Genomic DNA, 23,726 nt, shown 5'->3' with positions numbered 1-23,726 from the left:
AGGAAGAGAAAGGGCCGTCCAGGGGACGGCCCGATCGCATGCGTCGCTGTGGCCGTCCTAGGACGGCCACCAGCCGAGACATGCGGTGCGCTTCACCCCTCCATGCTAGCCCATGCGATGCCGGGGCCCCGGATGCCGGCCCGCCGGATGCCGGCCCGCCGGATGCGAGGGCTGCCAGATAATCTGGAACGGAACCATCTTGGGTAGGCTGGGCGCATGACCTCGATGGCGCCCGCACGCACGCAGACGGACCTGTCCTTCCTGCTCGACCACACCAGCCACGTGCTGCGCGGCCGCATGACCGCGGCGCTCGCGGAGATCGGGCTGACCCCGCGCATGCACTGCGTCCTGGTGCACGCGCTGGAGGAGGAGCGCACCCAGATCCAGCTCGCCGAGATCGGCGACATGGACAAGACCACCATGGTCGTGACCGTGGACGCGCTGGAGAAGGCCGGGCTCGCCGAGCGGCGCGCCTCGTCCCGGGACCGGCGGGCCCGGATCATCGCCGTCACCGAGGAGGGCGCGCGGGTCGCCGCGCGCAGCCAGCAGATCGTGGACGGCGTCCACGCGGCGGCCCTCGACTCGCTGCCGGACGACCAGCGCGAGGCCCTCGTGCGGGCGTTGAACACGCTGGTCAGCGGGCATCTGGCCACCCCGCCGGAGGCCTCGGCGCCGGCCCGGCGCGCCCGCCAGCGCACGAAGTAAATCCGTCTCAGATAGTCTGCAACGAAACTATCTGCTACGGTTTCTCCTGTACCTCCCGACAGGAGAAGACCAATGCCCTCCCTCTCGCTCTCCCCGCTCCGCTCCCGATGGGCGGCGCTCGGTGTGCTGTCCGCCACGATGCTGATGACGATCCTCGACGGCAGCATCGTCACGGTCGCGGCCCCCGCCATCCAGGACGACCTCGGCTTCTCGCCCGCCGGGCTCAGCTGGATCATGAACGCCTACCTGATCCCCCTCGGCGGCCTGCTGCTCCTCGCCGGCCGGCTCGGCGACCTCGTCGGCCGCCGGACGCTGTTCCTCGCCGGGAACGCCGTCTTCACGGCGGCGTCGGTGCTGGCGGGCGCCGCCACCACCTCCGGCCTCCTGATCGCCGCCCGGTTCCTGCAGGGCGTCGGCAGCGCCCTCTCCTCCGCCGTCGTCCTCGGCATCCTCGTGACGCTGTTCACCGACCCCCGCGAACGGGCCAAGGCGATCGGGGTGTTCAGCTTCACCGGCGCGGCCGGCGCGTCCATCGGGCAGGTGGTCGGCGGCGTGCTCACCGACGTGCTGAGCTGGCACTGGATCTTCCTGATCAACCTGCCGATCGGCCTCGCCGTGATGCTGCTCGCCCTCCCCGCGCTCCCCCGCGACCGGGGCGCCGGCCTGGCCGCCGGCGCCGACATCGCCGGCGCGGTGCTGGTCACGTCCGGGCTGATGCTCGGCATCTACACCGTCGTCAAAGTCGAGCGGTTCGGCTGGCTCTCGGCGCACACGCTCGGCCTCGGCGCCGTGGCGCTGGCGCTGCTCGCCGGGTTCGTCCTCCGCCAGTCCCGCGCCGCGACGCCGCTGATGCCGCTGCGGATCCTGCGCTCCCGCAACGTGTCCGGCGCCTACGTGGTCCAGTTGCTCACCCTGTCGGCGATGTTCTCCTTCCAGGTGATCGTCGCCCTCTACATGCAGCAGGTCCTCGGCTACAGCGCGCTCGGCACCGGCCTCGCGATGCTCCCCGCGGCCGTGTCGATCGGCGCGGTGTCGCTGCTGGCCTCCGCGCGGCTCTCCAACCGCTTCGGCGAGCGCTTCGTGCTGGTGGCGGGGCTCGTCCTGCTCATCGGCGCGATGGCCTGGCTCACGACCGTCCCGGTGGACGCGGACTACGTCACCGACCTGCTCCCGGTGTTCGTGCTGATCGCCGGCGGCGGGCTCGTGCTGCCGTCACTGACCGGGCTCGGCATGTCCAGCGCCCGTCCCGAGGACGCCGGCCTGGCGTCCGGGCTGTTCAACACCGTCCAGCAGGTCGGGATGGCGCTCGGCGTCGCGGTCATGACCACGCTCGCCGCGTCCCGCGTGGAGTCCCTGCGGGCGGACGGGCGGGACACCGCCGCGGCCCTCACCGGCGGCTACCACCTGGCGTTCACCGTCTCGGCCGGCCTGCTGGTCGCCGCGCTCGCGGTGTCGCTGCTCGTCCTGCGCCGCCCGGCGCCCGTGGCCGGCGCCGCGCCCGTCGAGTCCGTCCCCACCACCGTCTGACCCCACCACCGAACACCACCCGAAGGAGATCACGATGACCGAGTACGGCCCCGGACAGGGACCCGGCCCCAAGCCCATCGGCGAGGACGAGCTGTCCCGCCTCCTCGGCGAGCAGCAGTTCGGCGTCCTCGCCACGACCAAGAAGAGCGGCCACCCGCACGTCTCCACGGTCGTCTACACGTGGGACCCGGACGAGCGCGTCGTGCGGATCTCCACGACGGCCGACCGGGCGAAGGTGAAGCAGCTGCGGCGCGAACCGCGCGCCGCGCTGCACGCCTCCGGCCCCGGCCACCTGTCGTTCGCGGTCGCCGAGGGCGCCGCCGAGCTGTCCCCCGTCACCGAGGAGCCCGGGGACGCGACGGGGCGCGAACTGCTCGCGATGACGCCGGGCTTCGCCGACCCGGCCGACGAGCGGGCGTTCCTGGAGCAGATGGTGAAGGACCGTCGGCTGGTGATCCGCCTGCGCGTCACCCGCCTGTACGGGACGGTCCTGGCCGACTAGCGGTGCGGCCGGCGGCGCCGGCGGATCAGTGCGGCAGGACCAGGAGCAGCAGCGGGAGGACGGCGATGACCGGGACGGCGATCGACGCGGCGAGGCGCGTCCGGCGGGGCAGCGGCTCCGGCTCCAGCAGCCGCTGCACCCGCGCCATCACCGGGATGTCGCTGTGCGAGGCGACGCCGAGCGTGCCGGACGGCGCGGCGGCCGGGCGGGCGGCGGCGAAGCGCAGCAGCGCGGTCGCCAGCTCGCGCGGCGGGCGGCCGTGCCGGGCGCGGTCGTCGGCGGCCATCTCGATCAGCAGCTCCACCGCGTCCAGGCACCGTCCGACCAGCCGGAACTGCGGGAAGACCTGGCGCAGCGACGCGAACGGCAGCAGCACCAGGTCGTGGCGCTCGCGGGCGTGCGCGCGCTCGTGCGCGAGCACCGCGGCCAGCTCGCCGCGGTCGAGCAGCTCCAGCGTCCCGGCGCTGACGACGACCTTGGACGAGCGGACGCCCGGCACGCAGTACGCCGCGGCGCCGGGGTGGTCGAGGACGAGGGTGCCGGGCACCGAGGAGTCGCGGCGCGACACCAGCGCGAGCAGGGCCCGGTGCCGTCGCCGGGCCCGCACGACCCGCAGCACCGCGAACATCAGCATGACCAGCAGCACGCCGGTCAGGCTGATCGCGGCGAGCAGGGCCGCCACCTGCACCGGGTTGAGCCGGGCCGCCTGGTCGTCGTACAGGCCGGGCAGACCGCCGAGGACGCCCTTGCGGTACGGCAGGAGGGCGAGCCCGAGCAGGGCGCCGATCGTGGCGACGCCCCAGCACAGCCCGAGGGCCTGCCAGAGCGCGATCCCGATCCGGGGCGTGCGCCACGTCCACCGGGCCCGGGACAGCAGGTGCGCCCCGCCGACGGTCCCCAGTGAGATCAATGCGAGCAGGGCGGTGCCGGTCATGCCGGAGGTTCCTTACCGGTGAGGCCCGCGAGGGTCTCACGGATCACGTCGATCTCGTCTCGCGACACGGAGCGGACGAAGTGCGCGAGCGCCGCGTCGCGGTCACCGGTCTCGTTCAGGGCCCCGAGCATCAGCTCGGTGACGTACATCTCGCGGCTCGCCACGGGGTGGTAGCGCCAGGCGCGGCCGTCCCGCTCGCGTTCCAGGAAGCCCTTCTTCGCGAGCCTGTCGAGGACGGTCATGACCGTGGTGTGCGCGAGGTCCCGGTCGTCGGCGAGGGCACGGCTGACGTCGCGCGCGGTGGCCGCCGGGTGCCCGGCTTCCTGCCGCGCCCACAGGACCTCCATGACCGTGCGTTCAAGCTCTCCCAGACCCTTCACGCGGTCCAGATTATCCGACGGTCACCGCACTGACCACGTCAGGTAGTACTACCGCCCGTAGGGGGCGCGACGAGGCCGAACTCGTAGGCGATGATGACGAGCTGGACGCGGTCGCGGGCGCCGAGCTTGGCGAGCAGCCGCGCGACGTGCGCCTTCGCGGTGGCCACGCTGATGACCAGTTCCGCGGCGATCTCCTGGTTGGACAGGCCGCGCCCGACGAGGGTCAGCACCTCCAGCTCGCGCTCGGTGACGCCCTCCACCCGGCGGGGCTTCCCGGCGGCCGGTTGCGGACGCGCCGCGAACTCCTCGATCAGCCTCCGGGTGACGCTCGGCGCGATCAGGGCGTCCCCGCCCGCGACGACGCGGATCGCCGCGAGGATCTCCTCCAGCGCCATGTCCTTCACGAGGAACCCGCTGGCGCCCGCCCGGAGCGAGCCGTAGACGTAGTCGTCGTCGTCGAAGGTGGTCAGCATCAGCACGCGGGCGGTGCCGGGTCCCGCGCCGCGGATGCGGCGGGTGGCCTCGATGCCGTCCATGTCGGGCATGCGGATGTCCATCACGACCACGTCCGGGCTCGTCTCCGCCACGAGCCCGACCGCCTCGGCCCCGGTCCCGGCCTCGCCCGCGATCTCCAGGTCGGGGGTGTCGGCGATCAGGACGCGCAGCCCGGCGCGGATCAGCGGCTGGTCGTCGGCCAGCAGGACGCGGATCGTCATGCGGCCGCCGCCGGCGCCGGGATCCGCGCCGCCACCCGGAACCCTCCGCCGGGCCGCGGGCCCGCGGCGAACTCGCCGCGCAGCAGGGCGACCCGCTCCCGCATCCCGACGAGGCCGTACCCGGTGCCGACCACGCCGCCGTCCCCGTCGTCCTCGATCTCGACGGACAGCTCCCCGTCGCCGTAGCCGACCGTCACCCGGCAGCGGTCGGTGCCCGCGTGCCGGACGACGTTCGTGACCGCCTCCTGGACGATCCGGTAGGCGGACAGGTCGACGTCCGGCGGGAGCGCCCTCGGCTCGCCCGAGGTGAGGACGTCGACCGCGACGCCCGCGTCCCGCGCGGCCTCGGCGAGGCGGGCGAGGTCGTCCAGGCCGGGGGCGGGCCCGAGCGGCGCGGCGCCGGGGTCGTCCTTGCGGAGGGCGGTGAGCATCCTGCGCAGCCCGGACAGGGTGTCGCGGCTGGTGGCCTCGATGGCCTCCAGCGCGTTGCGGGCCTCGGCGGGCTGGGTCCCGATGACCCGTCCGCCCACGCCCGCCTGGATCGCGATGATCCCGATGCTGTGGGCGACCATGTCGTGCAGCTCCCGCGCGATCCGGAGCCGCTCGGCCGCGACGGCCCGCGCGGTGGCCTGCTCCCGCATCGCCTCGGCGTGCGCGCGCCGCGTCCTGACCGAGTTCCCCGCCATGAACGTGACGGCCGCGGCCAGCAGGACCGTCATCAGCAGGATCTCGTCGGCGTGCAGGAACGCGGCGACGGCCGCCGCCTGGAAGAGGCACGTCGCGGCCACGACGGGGACGGAGACCTTCCGCGGGCGGGTCGCCGCGATGTAGCCGGACGAGACGTCGGTGATCACGATCAGCAGGCCGGCGGCCGCCCCCACCGGCAGCGTCAGTAGCGCGAAGATCCAGGCGAGGAGCAGGAGCGCGTGGGCGGCGAGAGCCCGCCGCCGCAGCAGGGACAGCACGAGGACCGTGAGCCCGGTCGCGACGGGGATCTCCAACTGCTGGAAGGCGGACCGCCCATGGGAGAACGTGAGGAACAGGACCACCGGGTACACGGCGGCGCCGCACCAGGCGAGGACCGTCCCCGTGCCGCGGCTGACGCGGCGCACCGACAGGGCTGACATGGGCCGATCGTAACCGCCGCCCCCGTCCCGGCACATTGGCCCGGAGGCGTAATCCCGCAGGCTACGAGCGCCTTTCACCAATGTGTCCGGCGGCCCGATGCGCGACGGGCGCGTCCACCGAGACCGTCGCTCACATGAAGCGCTGGGCATCTCTCGTTCTGGCCGTCGAAGTCCTCGGAATCGTCGTCTTCTCCGCCGCCTACGACTCGCTGGATTTCCGCATCTACCGGCTCGGCGGGCAAGCCCTGACGGACGGAGCGCACCTTTACCGGGAACAGCTCGCCGGGCACTACTTCACCAATACGCCTTTCATGGCCGCACTGTTCACCCCCCTGGCCGCCCTGCCGCTCGGCGTCGCCCGCATGCTGTGGCAACTGTCCTCCCTGGCGGCTTTCGTCTGGGCATGCGCGCTGACGCTGAGAATGGCCGGCCGCAGAGCGCCCCTCGTGGCCGTGGTGGCGGCGGGCCTTCTCCTCCAACCGGTCTGGCAGTCGTTCTTCCTCGGGCAGGTCAACCTCGTCCTGCTCGCCCTGGTCCTCGCGGACGTGGATCGAGTCGCGCGCGGCCGCCCGGCCGGAATCGGCATCGGCATCGCCACGGCGGTCAAACTGACGCCGGCCGTCTTCGTCGTCCTGCTCCTGCTGGGCAGGCGGACGAAGGACGCGGTCACCGCCACCGCGACCTTCGCCGCCTGCACTCTCCTCGCCTCTTCCGTCGCCCCCGAGGCGTCCCGCGTCTATTGGTCGCGCACCTTCTACGACACCTCGCGCGTGGGCGTCGCCTACATCAGCAATCAGTCCCCCTATGGCGCGCTGACCCGCATATTGCGGGGAACGGCCGAGGTCGGCGACTGGTATACGGCCATCCCTCTGACCATCGCCGTCTTCGGCCTCGCGATCGCCGCCCTCTGGGCCAGGAGAGGCGACTGGCCGACCGCGACGGCGGCCACCGGGGCGACGGGCCTGCTCGTCTCCCCGATCTCCTGGGCGCACCACTGGGTGTGGATCGTCCCGGCGCTGGCGGTGCTGCTCCGGAACGGCCACCGGAAGAGCGCCCTGGCCGCCTACGTCGTCTTCGCCGTCTCACCCCTGTGGTGGACGCCCCACGGCGGCGACCCGCGCGAGTACGGCTTCCACGTCCTGACCCCGGTCGCCAACTGCTACCTGCTGGCGGGCCTGGCCTTCCTGGCGTACACGGCGATCCGCCTGCGGGTCAGCCCGCCGGCTCCCTCCAGCGATCGTGGTGGACGGCGGCGTCCAGCGGCCTGCGGCGCCGCCAGCCATGCCGCTCGAGATCCGGAACCGGTTCCAGGTGGGTGACGGGGCCGAGGCAGAGCCAGGCGACCGGGCGGATCGCCTCCGGGATGCCGAGCAGGCCGCGCAGGTGCGGCTCCCGGTAGAACGACACCCACCCGACGCCGAGGCCCTCGGCGGTGGCGGCGAGCCACAGGTTCTGGATCGCCAGGCACACCGAGTACAGCCCCGCGTCGGCGATCGCGTGCCGCCCCAGGACCGCGGGGCCGCCGCGCTCGGGATCGTAGGTGACCACGACCGACAGGCTGGACTCCAGGATGCCGTCGATCTTGATCCGGGCGAACCGCTCGGCGGCGGCTCCCGTCAGGGTGGCGGCGAAGGCGGCGCGTTCCGACTGGACGTGCTCGTGGAAGGCCCGCCGGATCCCCGGGTCTCCCACGAGCACGAAGTCCCACGGCTGGGACAGCCCGACGCTCGGCGCGGCGTGCGCGGCCTCCAGCACCCGGTCGAGGACGTCCCGGGGTATGGGCTCCCCGGTGAACTCGCCGCGCACGTCGCGGCGGCGGTGGATGGCGTCGTAGATCTCCATGGCAGGCGATTGTGCCCACGCCGGTGACCCGGCCGCCCCGCCGGGCGGGACGGTCAGGGCCGGCCGGCGCCCGGGACGTCGACCTCGACGGCGAACACCCGGCCGCTGCCGGGCGCCACCGGCTCGGGCTCGGTCATCCCGCGCCATTCGGCGGCCGTGACGAACAGGGTGGTCCCGCCCGGCCCGCCCAGGACGCAGGCGAAGCCCCCGCGGTCGAGGTCGACGACGCGCAGCACCGCGCCGCCCTCCGCGACGCGCACGCACCGCCGGTTGGGGACGTCGGCGTACCAGACGGCGTTCTCCGCGTCCACGCAGATGCCGTCCGGTACGCCGTCACCGAGGTCCGCCCAGGTCCGGCGGCCGGACAGCTCCCCGTCCGCGCCGATGTCGAAGGCCTCCAGGCGGCCGCCGTAGGAGTCCGCGACGATCAGCGTGGAGTCGCCGGGCGTCACCGCCATGCCGTTGGGGAAATCGATGCCGCCCGCCGCCTCCCGCACGGAGCCGTCCGGGCGCACCAGAGCGACCGCCCCGGGCGCGAACTCCTCCCCGGCCATCGGGTCGAAGCCGGGCCGGTTGACGTAGACGTTGCCGCGCCCGTCGGCGACGACGTCGTTCCAGCCGGGCCGGCCCAGGTCGGCGTGGGTGGCCAGGGAGCCGTCCGGTTCCCGGCGCAGCAGCCGTCCGTCCGGCGACGAGACGATCACCATCCGGCCGTCCGGCAGCCACGCGGTGCACAGCGGGAGCGACTCCACCCGCGCCACCACCTCGCTCGCGCCGTCCTGCCCGACCGCGACGACCTCGCCCGCGGTCCAGTCCGAGAAGTACAACCTGTCGCCGTGCCAGCGCGGCGACTCGACCAGTCCGCGGCCGTCGACCAGCGTCCGGACTTCGTCCATCTCGCTCACCGTCCTCTTCCGGTACCGATGTTCCGCCCTCTACACGAACGGCCTCCCGCCGGATCGACACTTCGCCGCCGCCCGTCCCGCGGCCCGCGTTCCGCGGAAGCCGGGACGACCCGAGTACACACTCGGAGGCCTCCGAGTGTGTATCGTGTGCCCCATGGCGAGACTCAACATCACGCTGCCCGACGAGCTTGCCGCCACGCTCCAGGGGCTCGCCGAGGACAAGAAGATCGCCTCGGTGTCGGGGTTCCTGGCGGACGGCGCGCGGCTGAAGCTGGCCTACCTGCGGGACGCCTCCACGATCGACGACCTGTTCGGGCCGCCGAGCCCCGACGAGCAGGCCATGGTCGACCGGCTGGTCGAGGGCGGCCCCTCGTCCCGCCGGGACGTCGCGTGATCACCGGTCACGTCTTCGACGCGACAGCCCTCCTGGACCTCGCCACCGGCAAGACCGTCTACGTCCGCGCCCGGCTCCGGGCGTCCATCGCCCAGCACGCCACCATCGTCATCCCCGCGACGTCGCTCGCCCGCGCCTGGCAGCTCGTTCCCGACCACGGCCGCGCCGTGCTGGAGCGCCTTCCCGGCATGCAGGTCGTGCACGTCGACGACCTCGACGACGTGATCGCCCAGCAGACGGGCCTGCTCGTCACCACGATCCCGAACCTCGGCATGGACGCCGCCCAGGCGGCGTGGTCGGCCCGGTGGCGCCGCTGGCCCCTGATCACCGCCGAGCCCGGTCTCTACGCGTCCGTGCCGGGCGTCCGCGTGGAGCAGATCCCCTAGCCGGCCGCGGTCAGGTCGTGAGCTCCAGCTCCAGCTGCTCGGGGACGGGTTCCGGGGGCGGCGGCGCGACCGGACGCGAACGGCCCGGCCACCACCAGTTGGCGTGGCCGAGCAGGCTCATCAGCGCCGGGACGAGCATGAGGCGCACGATCGTGGCGTCCATGGCGACCGCGACGGCCAGCCCGAGCGCCATCATCTTCACCATCGGGTCCGGCTGCGGGACGAAGCTGGCGAACACGAAGATCATGATGAGGGCGGCCGAGGTGATGAGGCGGGCGGTGGCCCCGATGCCGGTCACGACGGACTCGTGCGGATCGCCCGTCCGGTCGTACTCCTCCTTGATCCGCGACAGCAGGAAGACCTCGTAGTCCATGGACAGCCCGAAGATCAGGGCGAACATGAACAGCGGGATGAACGACATGATGGGGATGGCCTGGTCGACGCCGAGCAGCTCGACGCCCCAGCCCCACTGGAAGACGGCCGTGACGACGCCGAACGACGCGCCGATCGACAGCAGGTTCATCAGCGCGGCCTTCACCGGGACGATCAGCGACCGGAACGCGACGACGAGCAGCAGGAGGGCGACGCCCACCACCGCGACGACGACGATCGGCATCCGGTCCCCGACCGTGGCGGCGATGTCGATGATCGCCGGGTTCTCCCCGCCGAGGTAGATCCGGCTGCCCGGATGCGCGGCCCGCACCTCGCGGATCTCCACGTTCCGCAGGCGGTGGACGAGATCGGTGGTCGACGCGGCGTGCGGCGCGTCCCGCGGGACGACCTGCACGATCGTCGTCGTCCCGGTCACGATCGGCTCCCCGGTGAACACCACGCCGGGCACCTCGGAGAGCTTCTGCCGCAGTTCCTGACCGAGCAGGACCGCCCGCTTGTCGGGCTTCTTGGTCGTGTCGGGCGCCCCCTTGGGACGGGCCGGCTCCGGTGGCGGGCTCGGCGCGGAGGCCGCCGGGCCCGTCAGGCCGGACAGCCCCTCGCGCCCCTTCACGGTCGGGACCACGCGCTTCGGCCTGGTGCGCCTCTCCTCGCCCGGCACCTTCGCGACCACGATGAACGGGCTGTAATGGCCCGCGCCGAACTCCTCGGCGACGATGTCGTAGGCCTGCCGCGTCTCCATCTTCGGGGACGACATGCTGTCGGCCATCACCCCGAACCGCAGGCTGAGCGTCGGCACGGACAGCGTCAGCAGGACGAGCGTCGCGACGATCGCGTACGGCCAGGCGTGGCGGTCGACGTGGCGCCCCCAGGCCGTCCAGCGGGCGGAAGCGCGGTCCGGGCGCACCCGGGGCAGGCGGTACCGGTCGATCCGCGGGCCCAGCGCGCCGAGGACGGCGGGGAGAAGGGTCAGCGCCGCGGCGACCATGATGGCGACGGCCAGCGCGGCGGCGATCCCGATGCGTCCGATGAAGGCGATCCCGGACAGGAACAGCCCGCAGATCGCGAACACGACGGTGCCGCCGGCGAACACGACCGCGTGGCCCGAGTGGGCCATGGCGCGCCCGACCGCGGTCTCGGCGTCGTCGCCCTCGGCGAGCTGCTGCCGGTAGCGCGTCACGATGAACAGGGCGTAGTCGATCCCGGCGCCGATGCCGAGCATGGCGGCGACCATCGGCGCGGTCGGCGCGATCTGGAACATCGACGCCAGGAAGTGGATCAGCGAGTACGCCACCGCCATCCCGCACAGCGACACCACGATCGGGATGCCCGCGGCGAGGAACGAGCCGAACGCCAGCAGCAGGACCAGCATCGCCAGCAGGATCCCGACGCCCTCCTGCGGCCCGCCCTTCGGCTGGTTGAGGATCATCGCGACGATCCCGCCGAACTTCACCTCCAGCCCGGCCATCCGCGCGGGCTCCACGGCCCGGTTCAGCGCGTCGAGGTCCGCGTGGCCGACGTCGCTCATCGTGCCGGCGAAGTTGAGCCTGACCACGACGGCGGCGTCGTCCTTCAGCCCGCCCATCCCCTGCGCGTAGGGGTTCTCGACGAACGCCACCCGGTCCAGCTTCGAGATGTTCTCGATCGACTGGCCGACGGTCAGCGCGACCCTCCAGTCGGCGGGACTCGCCTGGCGCGTCTCATGGAACACCACGGTCGCGGTCGGCCCGGTCATCGCGGGGAAGTCCTGCCCGAGCGTGTCGAGGGCGCGCTGGGTCTCGGTGCCCGGCAGTGTGCTCTGCTGGACGAACATCCCCCCGTGCGTCAGGCCGAGGACGCCCGCGCCGAGCATCACGGCGACCCAGAGCTCGAACACCGCGCGGCGCCGTCGCACGCAGAGCCGTCCGAGTGCCTCCAGGAAACGCGCCATGCCCGCAGAAAACACCCATCGCATGCAGTTTTGCAACAGATGCAACTTTGCAGTCATGGTAACGTCCGTCACATGCAGGAGGACACCGGCCGGCCGGGGCTGCGGGAGCGCAAGAAGATGCGCACGCGGCAGGCCATCGCGACGGCCGCGCTGCGCCTGTTCGCCGAGCGCGGTTACGAGGAGACGACGATCGCCGACATCGCGGCCGCCGCCGACGTCTCGCCCCGCACGTTCTTCAGCTACTTCCCCTCCAAGGAAGACGTGATCTTCGCCGAGATCGACGACCGGCTCGCCGAGGTCGCCGAGCGGCTGCGCCGCACCCCCGGCGAGTCCCCCATGGAGACGATCCGGCGCAGCATCGTGGACGTCCTGGAGGCGATCGTGGCCGAGCACCGCGACTACGGCCCGGTCCAGATCACCCTCATCCTGGAGCGCCCCGCCCTGCGCGCCCGGGCGCTCCAGCGCATGACCGACGCCCAGGACGCCATCGAGGCGCTGCTCCGCGAGCTGTGCCCCGGCATCTCCGAGATCGACGCGGTGGCCGCGGCCGGCATCGCGGTCGGCGGCATGCAGGCGGTCGTGGCGCACTGCCGCCGCGAGGGCTACGACCCCCTGTCCATGCGCACCGCCCTCGACCGCGCCGTGGACATGGTCGAGCACGGCCTCGTCTCGGTGGACGCGCTGTCGCGCCCCTCCCCCTGAACCGCCGGGCACCGGGCGGCGGAGGCGCCCGCCGGCCGGTGCCCGGCTCAGCGTCCGTCCGTCGCCGGTCGTCCGATCGGTCGGGCGAAAGATCAGCGAATGTCACCGGCGCGGTATAGGAATGCGCCGTGGCTGACGAGACGGGGCAGACGGACGACCGCGCGCGACTCTCCGAGCATGAACGCAAGCCGCATGAACGGAACATGGAGGCCGCGCTGAGCCAGCTCGTGACGAGACACGGTTTCGGCGGGCTGGCGGGAAGCACCCTCGCCCACATGGACATGGTCGGCCGGTTCCTGGCCGGAGCGGTGGACCCCGCGACGGCCGCGGCCGGGCAGACGTCCGATGTCTGCCCGTGGGGGCCGCTGGTCGGCCGGATCGGGGCCGTCGCGCTGAGGGCCGCCTCGCCCGCCACCGCCGACCCCCATCGGGAGACCCTGCTGGTCCTCCTGGAGCTCTGGTCGCGCACGCCCATGGCGGATCCGGCCGTCCGGCCGCGCAGGGGACGCGTGACCGCGAGCGTCACCGCCGTGCGGGACGAGCACGGCGCGGCCGTGACGATCGGCGGCGCCGACGCGGAACGGGTCGCCCGCAAGAATCCGGAGCTGGCCTTCCTCGACCGCGCGTTCGGGCAGGGCGCCCCGCCCGCCCTCGGCAGCGTCGTGGACGTCACGGACGCGCCCCTGAGGTGGGGTACCGCCGACCAGCTCACCCGGCTGATCGAACTGGTCCGCGCCACGGGCCCGGTGAGCTTCCGGCCGGTGACCCGGTCCGGGAGGGCGCACCCGCGGCCTACGACCTGCTGCTCCAACGGCTGGCGAACCCCGGACTGCTCCTGCCGGCCTGCCTGTTCGACGTCGGGGCGCAGGGGCTGGACGCGATCACCGACAGGTTCGGGACCGTCCCCTACAGCGGACCGGGCGAACTCACCGTCGACTACGTCGACGACGGCCTCACGGTCGCCTCACTTCGCGAACACCAACAACTCGCGAACCTGTTCTTCCGCCCCGCCCTCTACGGCGTGGACGCCCGGACCGAGCGTCTGGCCGAGGTGGTGGACGCGTCCCGCGACAGCAGGCACGCCTTCGAGCGCGTGCGCCTGCTACGAGGGAAGGGCGCCGAGGCCATGGCGCGCCGCATCCGATCCGGGGCTCTGCCGGAGGGCGCGTACGAGGCCGATCCGTCGGCGTCGGCGCCGTCCCTGGTGGAGGAGGCGGCCGGGCGCCTGGACGTCCCGCCGGACTCCGCCGCGCTCTACCTCCAGCTGCTGACCCTGAGCGCGCCGACGGACCGCAACGTGCGGAAGTGGAACCGCTGGACCCCCGCCCGCCTCCGCAAGGCCGCCGACCCCCTGGTGGCCCGCGACCTGGTGGTCCGGCACGAGCACCGGGACACCGGACGCAAGATCTTCCTCCCCGGCCCCTGCACCCAGGGCCCGCCGCCCCAGGAGACGTGGAAGGCCGACCTGAAGGCCGCGGCGGACGCGGAGGACCCCCGGACTCCCTTCGTCTGGCGACCGCTCCCCGACCGCTTCACCTACGCCTGGCACCACGCCCACAAGCACCCACCCGCGTGACACGCCCAGGCGTCAAAGCTCGGGGCCCCGGGCCCGGCCAGGCGACGATCTTGACGCGGAGGCGGCGGAAGCCGCGGCCTCCGTCACTCGTGGACGGCGATCTGCTGGATGATGATCGTGCCGGTGCCGTAGGCGTTGTAGTAGAGCGTCACTTCGTCGAGTTCCAGCCAGAACGCGTCGGCTACGCCCTCATATGGTCGGCTTCCCGGCGGATGCGGTTGCTCTAACAGCAGGAGGACGACGTCGAAGACGAGTTTGCGGAGCCCCTCGGGGAGCGCTGCGATCTGGTGACGGACGGCTGGGGGGATCATGAGATGGTCAGGCATTGAGCTCGCCCGCAGCCCATTCCTCGGGCGTAGCCTCGCGCCAGCGCTCGAGATCGTCGCGGTGGATGACGAGGGTCCCCTCGGGCACGGTCCCCTCGTCCAGTGCCTTCCGAAACCGTTCCGCCTGCCAACGGAGATGGTCTGCGAACATCACGTCGTACATGGTCTTGGACACCACGACGACCGGGGCGGACCCGTGACGGGTGATCTCGACCGGCTGCCCATGCGCGGCCGAACTATGGATCCTGCCCAGCCGTGAACGCGCATCCTTCAAAGGGACACTTTCCATAGCCGAAGTGTACACTTCGGCGCTTCGTCAGGTGCCTGATCGCCGTCGCCGGGGCGCAGGGGTCACCAGGGGCCGTAGGGCCCCTGGCGGGAGCCGCCGCGGCCGCCGTTCTTCTTGTACGGGCCGACCGCCGGGCGGACGTCGGCCAGGTAGACGGCGGCGGCGATGAACGCGGCCACCGGAAGGATGCCGAGGAGCAGGGCGATGGGGCTGGCGCCGAGCGCCACCGGCGCGACCGCGTACGCGGCGCCGACCACCGTCGCGACGATCAGGATGATCATCCACAGCTTCTTGCTCTGCTTGCTCGCCGCGGCGTAGGCGTTCACGGGCACGGTCAGCGAGTCGACCAGCGCCCACGCCTCCATCGCGAACGCGATGATCAGCAGCAGCCAGAAGAAGTAGTCCAGCACGTTGAAGCCCGACATCGGCGATCAGCGCTCCTGCTCGTCTCGGACGGCGACTCCTCGTCGCACGCGGGTCTTCCTTCACCGCAACCCTATGCGCACCGTCCACCAGGGCGGCCTGATGGAGCAGGCACCTGTAGGGACGACGGAGCCCGGCCGGGTGTTCCCGGCCGGGCTCCGTCGTTCGACGCCCTACTTCTTCGTGGTGGAGCGGGACTGCCCGGTGGCCCGGCTCTGCGCCGTCCGGCGCTGCGCGGTGCGGGCCTTGGACGCCTGCTTCGCGGCGGCCTGGTCGGCCGCGGCGATCTCGGCGACCTCGGAGGCCTCGCGGTGCACGACCTTCTTGCCGCGCTCGGCGAGCTCGTCGATGAACTCGAAGGCGCGGGTGCCGAAGTGCGTGGCGTACGCGACGGCGGCGCCCGGCAGTTCCCTGGCGTCCACGCGCTCCTGGTAGCGGGAGACCTCGCCGCGGTAGCGGCCGACGGTCTCGCGCACCTGCACGCGGTAGCGGTCGACGGTCTCGCGGACCTCGCCCTGGTACCTGGTCACCTGCTCGGGGACCTCACGGATCTTCTCCACCGCGAAGTCGCCGGCGCCGGCCACGGCGTAGACGGCCTTGTTCTCACGGAGGTTGCTGGCCAGCGTCATCCGACCTCTTCCCTTCCCTTGCGCTCTGGTCCGGCCTGGTTCGGCCCGGCCTGTTCTGGTCCGGTCTCTTCCGGTGCGGCGGTCTCGGCGGGCTCGTCGAACTCGTCCGGCTCGGCGCCGAGGACGCCGCTGGCTTCGTTCTCCTTGAGGAACGACGCGTAGATGTCGAGCAGAACCTGCTTCTGCCGTTCCGTCAGGACGAGGTCGGCCCGCACGGCGGCCTGCACGTCGGTGTCGGCCTCGCGGTCCTCCAGGATGCCGGCCTGCACGTACAGCGCCTCGGCGGAGATCCGCAGCCCCTTGGCGATCTGCTGCAGGATCTCGGCGCTCGGCTTGCGCAGGCCGCGTTCGATCTGGCTCAGGTACGGGTTGGAGATCCCGGACACGTCCGCCAGCTGGCGCAGGGAGATCTTCGCCCGCGTCCGCTGCTCCCGGATGTACTCCCCGATGGAGCCGACCTTCGAACTCGCCATGTCTCCACTCTCCGTCATGGTGCTTGCTATTGCAAGCACCATAGCTAGCACTTCGTGGTGAATCGCCTCACATGTCGCAAAAGCCGGGTTGATCGCTCATCGCCGCTGGTCAGGCGGGCGGGCGGAACCCGTGGCGCAGGTCACTCGCTCCGGTGTCACACGGGTTCCCGCGCCGGTGTCTTGGGGGCGGACCCTTCGTTCCACCAAGGAGGAAGCTCATGAACGTGGCGCTGTGGATCGTGGCCGGGTTGCTGGCCGCGGTGGCACTGTTCGGCGGTGCGACCAAGGTCCTCGTGCCCAGGGCCAAGCTGGCGGAGGCGCCCGGCGGACAGTGGACCGCGAGCGCCGGCGACGGCTTCGTCAAGACGCTCGGCGGCCTGGAGATGCTCGCCGCGGTGGGTCTGATCCTGCCCGCCGTGGTCGGCGTCGCGCCGTTCATGGTGCCGGTGACCGCCGTCTGCTGGGTCCTGCTGATGGTCGGCGCGATGGTCGCGCACGGCCGGCGCGGCGAGGCGAAGTTCGTGGCGTTGAACCTGGTCTACCTGGCGCTCGCGGTGTTCATCGCCGTGGGCCGCTTCGGCGCCTGGTGACCGGCGGGGCCGGGCTCACCGGGACCGGCTCAGAGGGACGGGGCGGCGTACGGGTCGTGCTCGGCGAGGAGCTTGTCGAGGCGCGCCTGATCGACCCGGGTGCTGATGGCCTGGGTCTCCTGCCGGTCGCGGACGCACTTGGCCAGCGTGAACGTGGACGTGATCACGTACAGCAGGCCGAGCGCCAGGAACGCGCGGACCCACGCGCTGACCGGCAGGTACGCCACCCCGACGGCGACGGCGGTGCTGGAGACGGCGAACGAGATCGCCGCCTGGACGAAGAACGCGGAGGAACCCGCCTGGGCCGGCGGCTTGGAGGTCGTCATGGGACGAGTCTGCGGCCGCCCCTCGTCCCGGGCATGAGTACCGGCACTCAACCGCCCGTGTGCGAAGAACTCAACGCCGGCCCGCGCACGCCCGCCCGGGCTCGGCTCACCTTGGACGGGGTCAGCTCACCTTGGACGGGGACGCGATCCAGGTGTTGCAGACGGTCAGGTCGCGCCCGTTGAAGCCGGTGATCACCCAGCCCGCGTAGTGGCGGCCGGAGCCGTGGTCGCGCTTCTCCGGCGGCTGGCGGTCGTCGCCTCTTCCCAGCACGTCGTTGACCATGGCCGTGTACTGCTCGCGCGTCATCGGGAGGGTGGTGCGCTCGCTGCCGAGGAACGCGCCCGCGAAGCACTGGGCCTGCAACTCGATGCGGCGGCTCGCCTCCGTGCGGGTGGCGGTGTCGCCGGACTCCATCTGGCCGTCCCCGTAGAGCAGGATCCCGGCCCGGTCCTGGACGTGGTGCCCGTACTCGTGCGCGATCACGCGGGCGTAGACCGCGTAGTGGGACAGCGGTTCGCCGCCCGAGGTCTCCACGACGTGCCGGAGCCCCACGTACATCGTGTTGTTGGCCGGGCAGTAGAACGCGGACGCGCCGGGCGCCGGGTAGGAGCCGCACGGGCTGCGCCCCGGCTCGACCCAGAACACCCGGTCGGGCTTGTCGAACGCGATGCCGGCCTTGGTGAACTGCTTCGTCCACGCCGTGTCGAGGCAGTCGCTCAGGGTGTCCATGAAACCGCGCATGGACTCGGCGGACGGCTGGATCTGCGGCAGGCGGCAGCTCACCGGCGTCAGCGGGCCCGTCTTGTAGATCTTGCTGTTGGTGGCCTTCTCGCGCGGCGTCGAGGGGCCGCCGGCCGTGGTGGTGGACGTCCCGGTGCCGCCGGCGGCGCCCTGGCCCCCGCCGAACAGCGAGATCCCCAGGATCGCCAGGACGACCAGGGACGTCAGGCCGCCGAAGATGCCCGCGATCGTCCCGCCCGCGCTGCGGCGCGGCGGCGGGCGCATCGGGGCGTACCGGTACTGCGGCGGCCCGTAGGCAGGGGCCCCGTAACCCGGACCGCCATACCCCGGACCGCCGGACGGCCGGCTCCCTTGCTGCGGCCCGCCGTACGGCGGGCGGCCGTAGGGCGGTCCGGGAGGCCGCGGCGGAGGGGGCGGCGGGGGGTAATGACCTGCCATAGCGCAGAATCATCGCACGCATTGCCGATACCATTTGCGGCCATGTCTGCTCTTGCGGCGATGTTCCGGTCGCGTCCGGCGGTCCTGGTGGTCTCGGCGACGCTGGCCGTCCCCCTGCTGACCAGCACTTCCGCCGCGGCGGCCGAGGTCGGAGAGGCGTCCGGGGCCGGTGCGGCGGCGTCCGGTCTCGCCGCCGAGCGGGTGCTCAAGGACGACGTCGTCCTCACCGCGGTCCGGGGCGGCACGGTCAGGGTCAAGGAGACGATCGTGTACCGGTTCGCCGGGCACGACGGCTTCCAGCGGACGTACCCGACCAGGACGCACGAGAGCGTCACCGAGGACCGCGTCCACCGGATCGAGAACCTGCGGGCGGCCAGCCCGGACGGCGGGCCGTCGAAGGCGACCGCGTCCACCGCGGGCCTGCACACGACGGTCAAGGTGGCGGGCGGCCGGAAGCTCACCGGCGACCACACGGTCGTCCTGGAGTACGACGTGCGCGGCGCGATCACCCGGATGGGCGCGGCGGAGGAGCTGCGCTGGCCGGTGGTCGGCGGCTGGAAGGTGCCCGTCGACGAGGCCAGGGCCGTCGTCGAGGGCGGCGCGATGATCCGCAACGTCAACTGCTTCACCGGCCCGATCGGCAGCACGATCGGCTGCACGCAGTACTACACGAACCACACGCACACCCAGGGCGTCTTCGCGCAGCAGGGGATGCTGCCCGGCGAGTACCTGACGGTCGTCGCGGGCCTGCCCGCCGGGACGACGGGCGGGCGCGCGATCTACGAGCGCCGCCACACGGTGGCGACCGCGTTCTCCGTCAACGCCGTGACCGGCGCCGCGCTCGCCGGCCTGCTGGTGCTGCTCGTGGGCGGCGTCCTCGCCCTCTACCTGCTGCGCGGCCGGGACGCGCGGACCGTCGGCAAGCGGGCCGCCGAGGGCGACCAGGTGCCGGTGGCCGGGACGGAGTTCGAGCCGCCGAACGGGGTGCGGCCCGGCCAGATCGGCACGCTGGTCGACGAGCAGGCCGACGTGATCGACGTGACCGCGACGATCGTCGACCTCGCCGTGCGCGGCTACCTGCTGATCGAGGAGGAGGACCGGGCCGTCACCGGCCGCCTCGACTGGACGCTGCGCCGCCTGGAGCGCCCGCAGACCGACCTGCTCCCCTACGAGCGGACCCTGCTGGACGCGCTGCTGACCGCGCCGGACGGGTCCGCCCGCGACGCCGTCCGGCTGTCGGAGCTCGGCGGGACGTTCGCGACGAAGCTGGCGCAGGTCAGGTCGGCGATGTACGACGACGTGGTGAAGCAGGGCTGGTTCGCGCGGCGGCCCGACACCGTCCGGTCCCGGTGGACGGTCGCGGGCATCCTCGTGACGCTGCTCGGCATCGCCGGGACGGTGGCGCTGGCGCTCACGACCGAGTGGGCACTGGCCGGGCTCGCGCTGATCATCGCGGGCGCGGCGCTGGCCTATGGCGGCCAGTACATGCCGGCGAAGACCGCGCGCGGCGCCACGGTCCTCGCACACACGATCGGTTTCCGCGCGTTCCTGGAGCGCGGCGCCCTGCCCGACGACGACTCCATGGCGGCGCGCCAGCGGATCGCCCTGTTCTCGCGTTTCCTGCCGTACGCGGTGGTGTTCGACCTCGTGGGGAAGTGGGCCGAGACGGTGAAGGACGCGGGCGAGCGTGCGGAGGGCGCCGACAACCTCTACTGGTACGAGGGCCCGGCGGAATGGGACCTGTCGAAGTTCGCCGAGTCGATGCGCACGTTCACGCTGGCCACGTCGGGGTCAATCTCCCAGTCGCGCGGGCTGTGACGGCGCCGGGCGGTTAACCGCCCGACGCCGGGTAGATCCCGGGGCGAGGAGGTGTCGCCCCATGGTCGCCAGCGCGGTGCTCGCCGCCCCCTTGGCCGCGCAGTCGAACCGTCTCGGGGACGCCTACTTCCTGGCCATCGGCCCCGCCGTCATCTTCGTGGCGCTCATCGCCTGGGTGACGATCGTGCTGACGACGTCCCGCAAGCGCCACCACTACCCCAGCGCCAAGGACGGCCTGCCGCACCGCGGGCCCGTCATGGGCGGTGTGATCATGGGCAGCCCGTCCCAGCGGACGCGCCGCGACCCGGCTCCCTCGGTGACCCATCGCGAGGTCATGGCCCACATCGAGCAGGGGCGCGCGGAGGAGGAGGCCCGCGAGCGGGAACGGGCGGAGGCGGAGAGGATCCGCGCCCGGCCTCCCGCCGGGAACCGCCGCAGATTCGGCCTTCCCAGGCTCCGCTGACGCGTAGGGCCCGAGCACAGGACCCGGCGCCCGCCGGTCGGGTCCGGCGACCCCGCGTCCGCACCCGTCCGGCGGGCGCCGCAGCCGCCCGCGGTGGCGGCCGAGACCCCTCCCGGCCGCCACCGCGGGTCCGCCCGCCGGACCGGTCTCCTCGTAAGATGTCTGACGTCTTACTTTGGAGGCTTTCGTGGCGTTGAGTCCCGTACCGGGCGGATCGACGGTGGACGCCGTGCTCGACCAGCTCCAGGCGCAGGTCAGCGGGGGCGCCTGGCCGGTCGGCGGGCGGATCCCGGCCGAACTGGAGCTGGCCGCGCAGCTCGGGGTGAGCCGGCCGGCCGTCCGGGAGGCCATCCGGGCGCTGTCGCACGTCGGGGTGCTGGAGGTGCGCCGCGGCGACGGGACGTACGTGCGCAGCAGCGCCGACCCGCGCCCGCTGCTGCGCCGGGTGTCCCGCGCGTCGGCCCGGGACGTGTTCGAGGTGCAGCTCGCCTACGACGTCCAGGCGGCCCGGCTGGCGGCGCGCCGCCGCACCGGCGCCGACCTGGCGCGGCTGGAGGAGCTGCTGCGCGCCCGCGACGAGGCCACCGAGCCGGACGCGTTCGGCGCCGCCGACGCGCGCTTCCACCTCGGCGTCGCGGAGGCGTCCCGCAACCCGGTGCTGATCGAGGCGATGCGGTTCTTCATCGACCGGCTGCACGAGTCGATGCGCGCGATCCGGCTGGACCGCGAGGTCCCCGAGGCGGGCCCGGCCCGGCACCGCGCCGTGCTGGACGCGATCGCGGCGGGCGACCCGGAGGCCGCCGCGTCGGCCGCCGCCGCCGTCGTGGAGCCGACCCTCGCCGTCCTCGCGTCCCTGCTCGGCGACACGCCCGGGGAGGACGCGTGACCGGGCGGCGCGCCGGGCTGGCCGGCGCCCTGCTGATGATCGTCCTGCTGGCGGTCAACCTGCGGCCGGCGATCGCGGCGGTCGGGCCGCTGCTGACCGAGATCAGCGGTGCCTTCGGGCTGTCCGGGACGGCGGCGGGCGCGCTCACCACTCTGCCGCTGGCGTTCTTCGGCTCCTACGGGCTCGCCGCCGCCTTCCTGCGGCGCCCGCCGCGCAGCGAGACGCTGCTGGTGTGCGCGATGGCGCTGCTCGTCGCCGGGCTGCTGCTGCGGCTGCCGGGCGGCGTGGCCGCGCTGTTCGCCGGCTCGCTGGTCGCGGGGATCGCGATCAGCATCGGCAACATCGCGGTGCCGGCCATCATCAAGCGGGACCACCCGTCGCGGATCACCACGGTCACGGCGGTCTACACGGTCGCGGTGACGGCGGGCGCGTCCCTGTCGTCCGGGCTCGCCGTGCCGGTGGAGAACCTGTTCGGCGCGTCGTGGCGGCTGCCGCTCGGCCTGCTCGCGATCCCCGCCGCGCTCGCCGGGCTGCTGTGGCTCCCGAGGGCGCGGCGGGCGGCGCACGCCGCCCGCTCGGCCCCGCCCGCGGCGCCCCCGCGCGGCGTCGCGGCGCTGGTGTGGCGGTCGGGCCTGGCCTGGCACGTCACGGTGTTCATGGGCCTGCAGTCGCTGCTGGCCTACGTGGTGATCGGCTGGCTGCCGACGCTCTGCCAGGACCGCGGGATGGACGAGGCGACCTCCGGCTACGTGCTGGCGCTGGTGGCGGCGGTCCAGGCGGTCGGGTCGCTGGCCGTCCCGGTGCTGGCCCGGCGGACCCGCGACCAGCGGCCCCTCGTGATCGCCACGGTCGCGCTGACCGCCCTCGGCTTCTTCGGGGTGACCTGGGCGCCGATCGCCTCGGTGTGGGTCTGGACGGTGGTCCTCGGCCTCGGCCAGGGCCTCGGCTTCGCGACCGCGCTGTCGTTCATCGGGCTCCGCGCCCACGACGCCCACGTCGCCGTCCAGTTGTCGGGGATGGCGCAGGGCGTCGGCTACGTCATCGCGGCGCTCGGTCCGCTCGCCCTCGGCGCGCTGCACGACGCCACCGGCGGATGGACCGTTCCGATGCTGGGGGTGCTGGCCGTCTGCGCCGCCCTGGCCGTGCCCGGCCTGCCCGCCGGGCGGCTCCGCACCGTGGGCGCGCCCGCCGCCCCGGCGCCCGGCACGGTTAACACGGGATCCAGCGGACACACCCCTAACTGACCTGGCGTGGGCCGATCCGCGCCGCGGGAGGTGGTCCGCCTTGCTCACCACGATCGTCGCCGACCCCGTGCTGGCGAACACGGCCCCCACGGGGGCCCGCTACTTCGTCTGGATCATTCCCTTCGCGATCGTCGGCGCCCTGCTGACGTGGCTGTACGCGACCCGTGCCGCCTCGTCCAGGAAGCTGCACTTCTCGCGCAGGAACAACCAGCTGAACCAGCGGGGCATGGAACAGGGCGGCTACTACACCTACTCCCCGGGGATGTTCTCGCACAGCTACCCGCCGGCCAAGGAGGGCCAGCCGGAGGAGTTCCGCAAGGACAACCCCCAGCCCGGCCGGGAGCCGCGGTGCCCGTGGCCCGAGGGCGTCCTCTACGAACAGACGATCTTCAAGGAGGAGTTCGAGACCCTGAAGGCGTCCAAGAGCACCGAGAACCGCTAGCCCGTCCGACCGGGAGGCGGGCCCGGCTCACGCGTCCGCCGCGCGCGTGTAGATGGTGACGACGAGCCCGGTGTCGAAGGCGTGGGCGGCGGACGGGGTGAACGCCGCGAGGGAGAAGGGGCCGTCGAACAGGGGGATCCCACTCCCGATCACCAGCGGGTGGCGCTTGATGACGAGCGTGTCGATCTCGTCCACCAGGGCGGCGGCGAGTTTCCCGCCGCCCGCGAGCCAGATGTCGAGCCCCTCCCGCTCCTTCAGCCCGCGGACGAGGCCCGCCGGATCGTCCGCGACGACGGTCACCGCGGGGTCCTCGATGCCGAGCGTCGTCGAGACCACGTACTGCTCCAGGTGCGGATAGGGGCTGGTGATCCCGGCGGCCAGAGCCGGCGCGTAGGTGCCGCGCCCCATGACGACCGTGTCGAAGTGCCGGTTCGGGGCGCCGGCGATGCCGAGCGGTTCGCGGGCGTGGGCGGGGAGCGTCTCGGGGTACTCCGCCTTGATCATCTCGGCGGGCTCGCCCTCGAAGGGCAGGAAGTCGTACTGCCCTTCCGGCCCGGCGATGTAGCCGTCGAGGGTGGCGGAGACGTAGTAGACCAGCTTGCGCATGCGGTGCTCGCTTTC

At 72.9% G+C, this 23,726-nt stretch carries 29 protein-coding genes; 14 read left to right on the top strand and 15 right to left on the bottom strand.

Going from position 1 to position 23,726, the window contains the following annotated elements; all coding sequences use genetic code 11:
* Nucleotides 1-216: 216 nt before the first annotated feature.
* The 3 genes from BKA00_RS32730 to BKA00_RS32720 all read left to right on the top strand — a co-directional run bounded on the left by BKA00_RS32730 (nucleotide 217) and on the right by BKA00_RS32720 (nucleotide 2,734).
* Nucleotides 217-705, top strand: a complete 489-nt coding sequence (locus tag BKA00_RS32730; protein WP_185031606.1) for a MarR family winged helix-turn-helix transcriptional regulator — start codon at nucleotides 217-219, stop codon at nucleotides 703-705.
* A 72-nt stretch (nucleotides 706-777) separates the two neighbouring features.
* On the top strand, nucleotides 778-2,232 hold the full coding sequence (locus BKA00_RS32725; protein WP_221493400.1) for an MFS transporter: 1,455 nt from the start codon (nucleotides 778-780) through the stop codon (nucleotides 2,230-2,232).
* Between the two features lie 34 nt (nucleotides 2,233-2,266).
* On the top strand, nucleotides 2,267-2,734 hold the full coding sequence (locus BKA00_RS32720) for a TIGR03618 family F420-dependent PPOX class oxidoreductase (protein ID WP_185031604.1): 468 nt from the start codon (nucleotides 2,267-2,269) through the stop codon (nucleotides 2,732-2,734).
* Nucleotides 2,735-2,759: 25 nt separating this feature from the next.
* Here BKA00_RS32720 and BKA00_RS32715 read toward each other — a convergent pair whose 3' ends face one another.
* From BKA00_RS32715 to BKA00_RS32700, 4 genes are read right to left on the bottom strand one after another with little or no spacing between them, the layout of a single operon-like run.
* On the bottom strand, nucleotides 2,760-3,668 hold the full coding sequence (locus BKA00_RS32715; RefSeq protein WP_185031602.1) for a M56 family metallopeptidase: 909 nt from the start codon (nucleotides 3,666-3,668) through the stop codon (nucleotides 2,760-2,762).
* Complete coding sequence (locus BKA00_RS32710; RefSeq protein ID WP_276530152.1) at nucleotides 3,665-4,048, bottom strand: BlaI/MecI/CopY family transcriptional regulator; 384 nt, start codon at nucleotides 4,046-4,048, stop codon at nucleotides 3,665-3,667. Before BKA00_RS32710 ends, BKA00_RS32715 begins: the two co-directional genes overlap by 4 nt.
* Nucleotides 4,049-4,086: 38 nt before the next feature.
* Nucleotides 4,087-4,764, bottom strand: coding sequence for a response regulator (locus tag BKA00_RS32705; RefSeq protein ID WP_185031600.1), 678 nt, complete (start codon nucleotides 4,762-4,764; stop codon nucleotides 4,087-4,089).
* Nucleotides 4,761-5,891 carry a sensor histidine kinase gene (locus BKA00_RS32700; RefSeq protein WP_185031598.1) on the bottom strand — a complete coding sequence of 377 codons (1,131 nt, stop codon included), beginning with the start codon at nucleotides 5,889-5,891 and terminating at the stop codon, nucleotides 4,761-4,763. The genes BKA00_RS32705 and BKA00_RS32700 overlap by 4 nt, the downstream gene beginning before the upstream one ends.
* A gap of 134 nt (nucleotides 5,892-6,025) precedes the next feature.
* Here BKA00_RS32700 and BKA00_RS32695 point away from each other — a divergent pair, with 134 nt between their 5' ends.
* Nucleotides 6,026-7,210, top strand: a complete 1,185-nt coding sequence (locus BKA00_RS32695; RefSeq protein ID WP_185031596.1) for a glycosyltransferase 87 family protein — start codon at nucleotides 6,026-6,028, stop codon at nucleotides 7,208-7,210.
* On the opposite strand, the gene bluB is transcribed toward BKA00_RS32695, so the two are convergent.
* Both bluB and BKA00_RS32685 read right to left on the bottom strand, forming a co-directional pair.
* Complete coding sequence (gene bluB, locus BKA00_RS32690; protein ID WP_185031595.1) at nucleotides 7,104-7,733, bottom strand: 5,6-dimethylbenzimidazole synthase; 630 nt, start codon at nucleotides 7,731-7,733, stop codon at nucleotides 7,104-7,106. The two genes, BKA00_RS32695 and bluB, sit on opposite strands and share 107 nt — an antisense overlap.
* Before the next feature lie 53 nt (nucleotides 7,734-7,786).
* Nucleotides 7,787-8,629: an SMP-30/gluconolactonase/LRE family protein gene (locus BKA00_RS32685; RefSeq protein ID WP_185031586.1), complete on the bottom strand. Its 843-nt coding sequence runs from the start codon at nucleotides 8,627-8,629 to the stop codon at nucleotides 7,787-7,789.
* Between the two features lie 163 nt (nucleotides 8,630-8,792).
* On the opposite strand from BKA00_RS32685, the gene BKA00_RS32680 reads away from it, so the two are divergent.
* Both BKA00_RS32680 and BKA00_RS32675 read left to right on the top strand, forming a co-directional pair.
* Nucleotides 8,793-9,032 carry a ribbon-helix-helix domain-containing protein gene (locus tag BKA00_RS32680; protein ID WP_149263024.1) on the top strand — a complete coding sequence of 80 codons (240 nt, stop codon included), beginning with the start codon at nucleotides 8,793-8,795 and terminating at the stop codon, nucleotides 9,030-9,032.
* Nucleotides 9,029-9,418 carry a hypothetical protein gene (locus BKA00_RS32675; protein WP_185031584.1) on the top strand — a complete coding sequence of 130 codons (390 nt, stop codon included), beginning with the start codon at nucleotides 9,029-9,031 and terminating at the stop codon, nucleotides 9,416-9,418. Before BKA00_RS32680 ends, BKA00_RS32675 begins: the two co-directional genes overlap by 4 nt.
* Nucleotides 9,419-9,428: 10 nt before the next feature.
* On the opposite strand, the gene BKA00_RS32670 is transcribed toward BKA00_RS32675, so the two are convergent.
* Nucleotides 9,429-11,738, bottom strand: coding sequence for an MMPL family transporter (locus BKA00_RS32670; protein WP_185031582.1), 2,310 nt, complete (start codon nucleotides 11,736-11,738; stop codon nucleotides 9,429-9,431).
* 72 nt (nucleotides 11,739-11,810) lie between these two features.
* Between BKA00_RS32670 and BKA00_RS32665 the strand changes: the two genes are divergently transcribed.
* Entirely contained in the window at nucleotides 11,811-12,440 is a 630-nt protein-coding gene (locus BKA00_RS32665) for a TetR family transcriptional regulator (RefSeq protein WP_185031580.1), read from the top strand.
* Between the two features lie 688 nt (nucleotides 12,441-13,128).
* On the top strand, nucleotides 13,129-14,016 hold the full coding sequence (locus BKA00_RS32660) for a hypothetical protein (RefSeq protein WP_185031578.1): 888 nt from the start codon (nucleotides 13,129-13,131) through the stop codon (nucleotides 14,014-14,016).
* Between the two features lie 83 nt (nucleotides 14,017-14,099).
* On the opposite strand, the gene BKA00_RS32655 is transcribed toward BKA00_RS32660, so the two are convergent.
* The 5 genes from BKA00_RS32655 to BKA00_RS32635 all read right to left on the bottom strand — a co-directional run bounded on the left by BKA00_RS32655 (nucleotide 14,100) and on the right by BKA00_RS32635 (nucleotide 16,156).
* Nucleotides 14,100-14,327 carry a hypothetical protein gene (locus BKA00_RS32655; RefSeq protein WP_185031576.1) on the bottom strand — a complete coding sequence of 76 codons (228 nt, stop codon included), beginning with the start codon at nucleotides 14,325-14,327 and terminating at the stop codon, nucleotides 14,100-14,102.
* Nucleotides 14,328-14,334: 7 nt separating this feature from the next.
* The gene (locus BKA00_RS32650; protein ID WP_185031574.1) at nucleotides 14,335-14,631 is read right to left on the bottom strand and encodes a type II toxin-antitoxin system prevent-host-death family antitoxin; all 297 of its coding nucleotides are present in this window, start codon (nucleotides 14,629-14,631) and stop codon (nucleotides 14,335-14,337) included.
* Nucleotides 14,632-14,693: 62 nt separating this feature from the next.
* On the bottom strand, nucleotides 14,694-15,056 hold the full coding sequence (locus BKA00_RS32645; protein WP_221493399.1) for a DUF2516 family protein: 363 nt from the start codon (nucleotides 15,054-15,056) through the stop codon (nucleotides 14,694-14,696).
* A 171-nt stretch (nucleotides 15,057-15,227) separates the two neighbouring features.
* Complete coding sequence (locus BKA00_RS32640) at nucleotides 15,228-15,683, bottom strand: hypothetical protein (protein WP_185031573.1); 456 nt, start codon at nucleotides 15,681-15,683, stop codon at nucleotides 15,228-15,230.
* The gene (locus BKA00_RS32635; protein ID WP_230298808.1) at nucleotides 15,680-16,156 is read right to left on the bottom strand and encodes a helix-turn-helix domain-containing protein; all 477 of its coding nucleotides are present in this window, start codon (nucleotides 16,154-16,156) and stop codon (nucleotides 15,680-15,682) included. The genes BKA00_RS32640 and BKA00_RS32635 overlap by 4 nt, the downstream gene beginning before the upstream one ends.
* 218 nt (nucleotides 16,157-16,374) lie before the next feature.
* Between BKA00_RS32635 and BKA00_RS32630 the strand changes: the two genes are divergently transcribed.
* Nucleotides 16,375-16,746 carry a DoxX family protein gene (locus tag BKA00_RS32630; RefSeq protein WP_185031571.1) on the top strand — a complete coding sequence of 124 codons (372 nt, stop codon included), beginning with the start codon at nucleotides 16,375-16,377 and terminating at the stop codon, nucleotides 16,744-16,746.
* 29 nt (nucleotides 16,747-16,775) lie between these two features.
* Here BKA00_RS32630 and BKA00_RS32625 read toward each other — a convergent pair whose 3' ends face one another.
* On the bottom strand, nucleotides 16,776-17,072 hold the full coding sequence (locus BKA00_RS32625; protein ID WP_179844340.1) for a YiaA/YiaB family inner membrane protein: 297 nt from the start codon (nucleotides 17,070-17,072) through the stop codon (nucleotides 16,776-16,778).
* A gap of 121 nt (nucleotides 17,073-17,193) precedes the next feature.
* Complete coding sequence (locus BKA00_RS32620) at nucleotides 17,194-18,078, bottom strand: neutral zinc metallopeptidase (protein WP_185031569.1); 885 nt, start codon at nucleotides 18,076-18,078, stop codon at nucleotides 17,194-17,196.
* A 216-nt stretch (nucleotides 18,079-18,294) separates the two neighbouring features.
* On the opposite strand from BKA00_RS32620, the gene BKA00_RS32615 reads away from it, so the two are divergent.
* The 5 genes from BKA00_RS32615 (at nucleotide 18,295) to BKA00_RS32595 (ending at nucleotide 23,105) form a co-directional block, all read left to right on the top strand.
* Nucleotides 18,295-20,070, top strand: a complete 1,776-nt coding sequence (locus BKA00_RS32615; RefSeq protein ID WP_230298810.1) for a DUF2207 domain-containing protein — start codon at nucleotides 18,295-18,297, stop codon at nucleotides 20,068-20,070.
* Nucleotides 20,071-20,131: 61 nt separating this feature from the next.
* Nucleotides 20,132-20,533: a hypothetical protein gene (locus BKA00_RS32610; protein ID WP_185031567.1), complete on the top strand. Its 402-nt coding sequence runs from the start codon at nucleotides 20,132-20,134 to the stop codon at nucleotides 20,531-20,533.
* A gap of 187 nt (nucleotides 20,534-20,720) precedes the next feature.
* Nucleotides 20,721-21,419: a FadR/GntR family transcriptional regulator gene (locus tag BKA00_RS32605; protein WP_221493398.1), complete on the top strand. Its 699-nt coding sequence runs from the start codon at nucleotides 20,721-20,723 to the stop codon at nucleotides 21,417-21,419.
* A complete protein-coding gene (locus tag BKA00_RS32600; RefSeq protein WP_185031565.1) occupies nucleotides 21,416-22,663 on the top strand; it encodes a CynX/NimT family MFS transporter in 1,248 nt (415 codons plus the stop codon). Before BKA00_RS32605 ends, BKA00_RS32600 begins: the two co-directional genes overlap by 4 nt.
* Nucleotides 22,664-22,703: 40 nt before the next feature.
* On the top strand, nucleotides 22,704-23,105 hold the full coding sequence (locus BKA00_RS32595) for a hypothetical protein (protein WP_185031564.1): 402 nt from the start codon (nucleotides 22,704-22,706) through the stop codon (nucleotides 23,103-23,105).
* Between the two features lie 27 nt (nucleotides 23,106-23,132).
* Here BKA00_RS32595 and BKA00_RS32590 read toward each other — a convergent pair whose 3' ends face one another.
* Nucleotides 23,133-23,711, bottom strand: a complete 579-nt coding sequence (locus BKA00_RS32590; RefSeq protein ID WP_185031562.1) for a dihydrofolate reductase family protein — start codon at nucleotides 23,709-23,711, stop codon at nucleotides 23,133-23,135.
* Nucleotides 23,712-23,726 lie beyond the last annotated feature (15 nt).

The sequence above is a fragment of the Actinomadura coerulea genome, from assembly GCF_014208105.1.
In the GTDB taxonomy this organism is placed as follows: Bacteria; Actinomycetota; Actinomycetes; order Streptosporangiales; family Streptosporangiaceae; genus Spirillospora; species Spirillospora coerulea.
The sequence above is the reverse complement of the archived record's forward strand: the minus strand, read 5'-3'. Positions and strand labels throughout refer to the sequence as shown.

Excerpts from the sequence above, each read along its gene's own strand:
- BKA00_RS32645 (WP_221493399.1), bottom strand. The coding sequence starts at position 15,056 with ATGTCGGGCTTCAACGTGCTGGACTACTTCTTCTGGCTGCTGCTGATC.
- BKA00_RS32665 (WP_185031580.1), top strand. The coding sequence starts at position 11,811 with ATGCAGGAGGACACCGGCCGGCCGGGGCTGCGGGAGCGCAAGAAGATG.
- BKA00_RS32700 (WP_185031598.1), bottom strand. The coding sequence starts at position 5,891 with ATGTCAGCCCTGTCGGTGCGCCGCGTCAGCCGCGGCACGGGGACGGTC.
- BKA00_RS32670 (WP_185031582.1), bottom strand. The coding sequence starts at position 11,738 with ATGGCGCGTTTCCTGGAGGCACTCGGACGGCTCTGCGTGCGACGGCGC.
- BKA00_RS32650 (WP_185031574.1), bottom strand. The coding sequence starts at position 14,631 with ATGGAAAGTGTCCCTTTGAAGGATGCGCGTTCACGGCTGGGCAGGATC.
- BKA00_RS32655 (WP_185031576.1), bottom strand. The coding sequence starts at position 14,327 with ATGATCCCCCCAGCCGTCCGTCACCAGATCGCAGCGCTCCCCGAGGGG.
- bluB (WP_185031595.1), bottom strand. The coding sequence starts at position 7,733 with ATGGAGATCTACGACGCCATCCACCGCCGCCGCGACGTGCGCGGCGAG.
- BKA00_RS32590 (WP_185031562.1), bottom strand. The coding sequence starts at position 23,711 with ATGCGCAAGCTGGTCTACTACGTCTCCGCCACCCTCGACGGCTACATC.
- BKA00_RS32630 (WP_185031571.1), top strand. The coding sequence starts at position 16,375 with ATGAACGTGGCGCTGTGGATCGTGGCCGGGTTGCTGGCCGCGGTGGCA.
- BKA00_RS32695 (WP_185031596.1), top strand. The coding sequence starts at position 6,026 with ATGAAGCGCTGGGCATCTCTCGTTCTGGCCGTCGAAGTCCTCGGAATC.
- BKA00_RS32640 (WP_185031573.1), bottom strand. The coding sequence starts at position 15,683 with ATGACGCTGGCCAGCAACCTCCGTGAGAACAAGGCCGTCTACGCCGTG.
- BKA00_RS32610 (WP_185031567.1), top strand. The coding sequence starts at position 20,132 with ATGGTCGCCAGCGCGGTGCTCGCCGCCCCCTTGGCCGCGCAGTCGAAC.
- BKA00_RS32635 (WP_230298808.1), bottom strand. The coding sequence starts at position 16,156 with ATGGCGAGTTCGAAGGTCGGCTCCATCGGGGAGTACATCCGGGAGCAG.
- BKA00_RS32730 (WP_185031606.1), top strand. The coding sequence starts at position 217 with ATGACCTCGATGGCGCCCGCACGCACGCAGACGGACCTGTCCTTCCTG.
- BKA00_RS32725 (WP_221493400.1), top strand. The coding sequence starts at position 778 with ATGCCCTCCCTCTCGCTCTCCCCGCTCCGCTCCCGATGGGCGGCGCTC.
- BKA00_RS32625 (WP_179844340.1), bottom strand. The coding sequence starts at position 17,072 with ATGACGACCTCCAAGCCGCCGGCCCAGGCGGGTTCCTCCGCGTTCTTC.
- BKA00_RS32620 (WP_185031569.1), bottom strand. The coding sequence starts at position 18,078 with ATGCGCCCGCCGCCGCGCCGCAGCGCGGGCGGGACGATCGCGGGCATC.
- BKA00_RS32685 (WP_185031586.1), bottom strand. The coding sequence starts at position 8,629 with ATGGACGAAGTCCGGACGCTGGTCGACGGCCGCGGACTGGTCGAGTCG.
- BKA00_RS32680 (WP_149263024.1), top strand. The coding sequence starts at position 8,793 with ATGGCGAGACTCAACATCACGCTGCCCGACGAGCTTGCCGCCACGCTC.
- BKA00_RS32615 (WP_230298810.1), top strand. The coding sequence starts at position 18,295 with ATGTCTGCTCTTGCGGCGATGTTCCGGTCGCGTCCGGCGGTCCTGGTG.
- BKA00_RS32705 (WP_185031600.1), bottom strand. The coding sequence starts at position 4,764 with ATGACGATCCGCGTCCTGCTGGCCGACGACCAGCCGCTGATCCGCGCC.
- BKA00_RS32715 (WP_185031602.1), bottom strand. The coding sequence starts at position 3,668 with ATGACCGGCACCGCCCTGCTCGCATTGATCTCACTGGGGACCGTCGGC.
- BKA00_RS32720 (WP_185031604.1), top strand. The coding sequence starts at position 2,267 with ATGACCGAGTACGGCCCCGGACAGGGACCCGGCCCCAAGCCCATCGGC.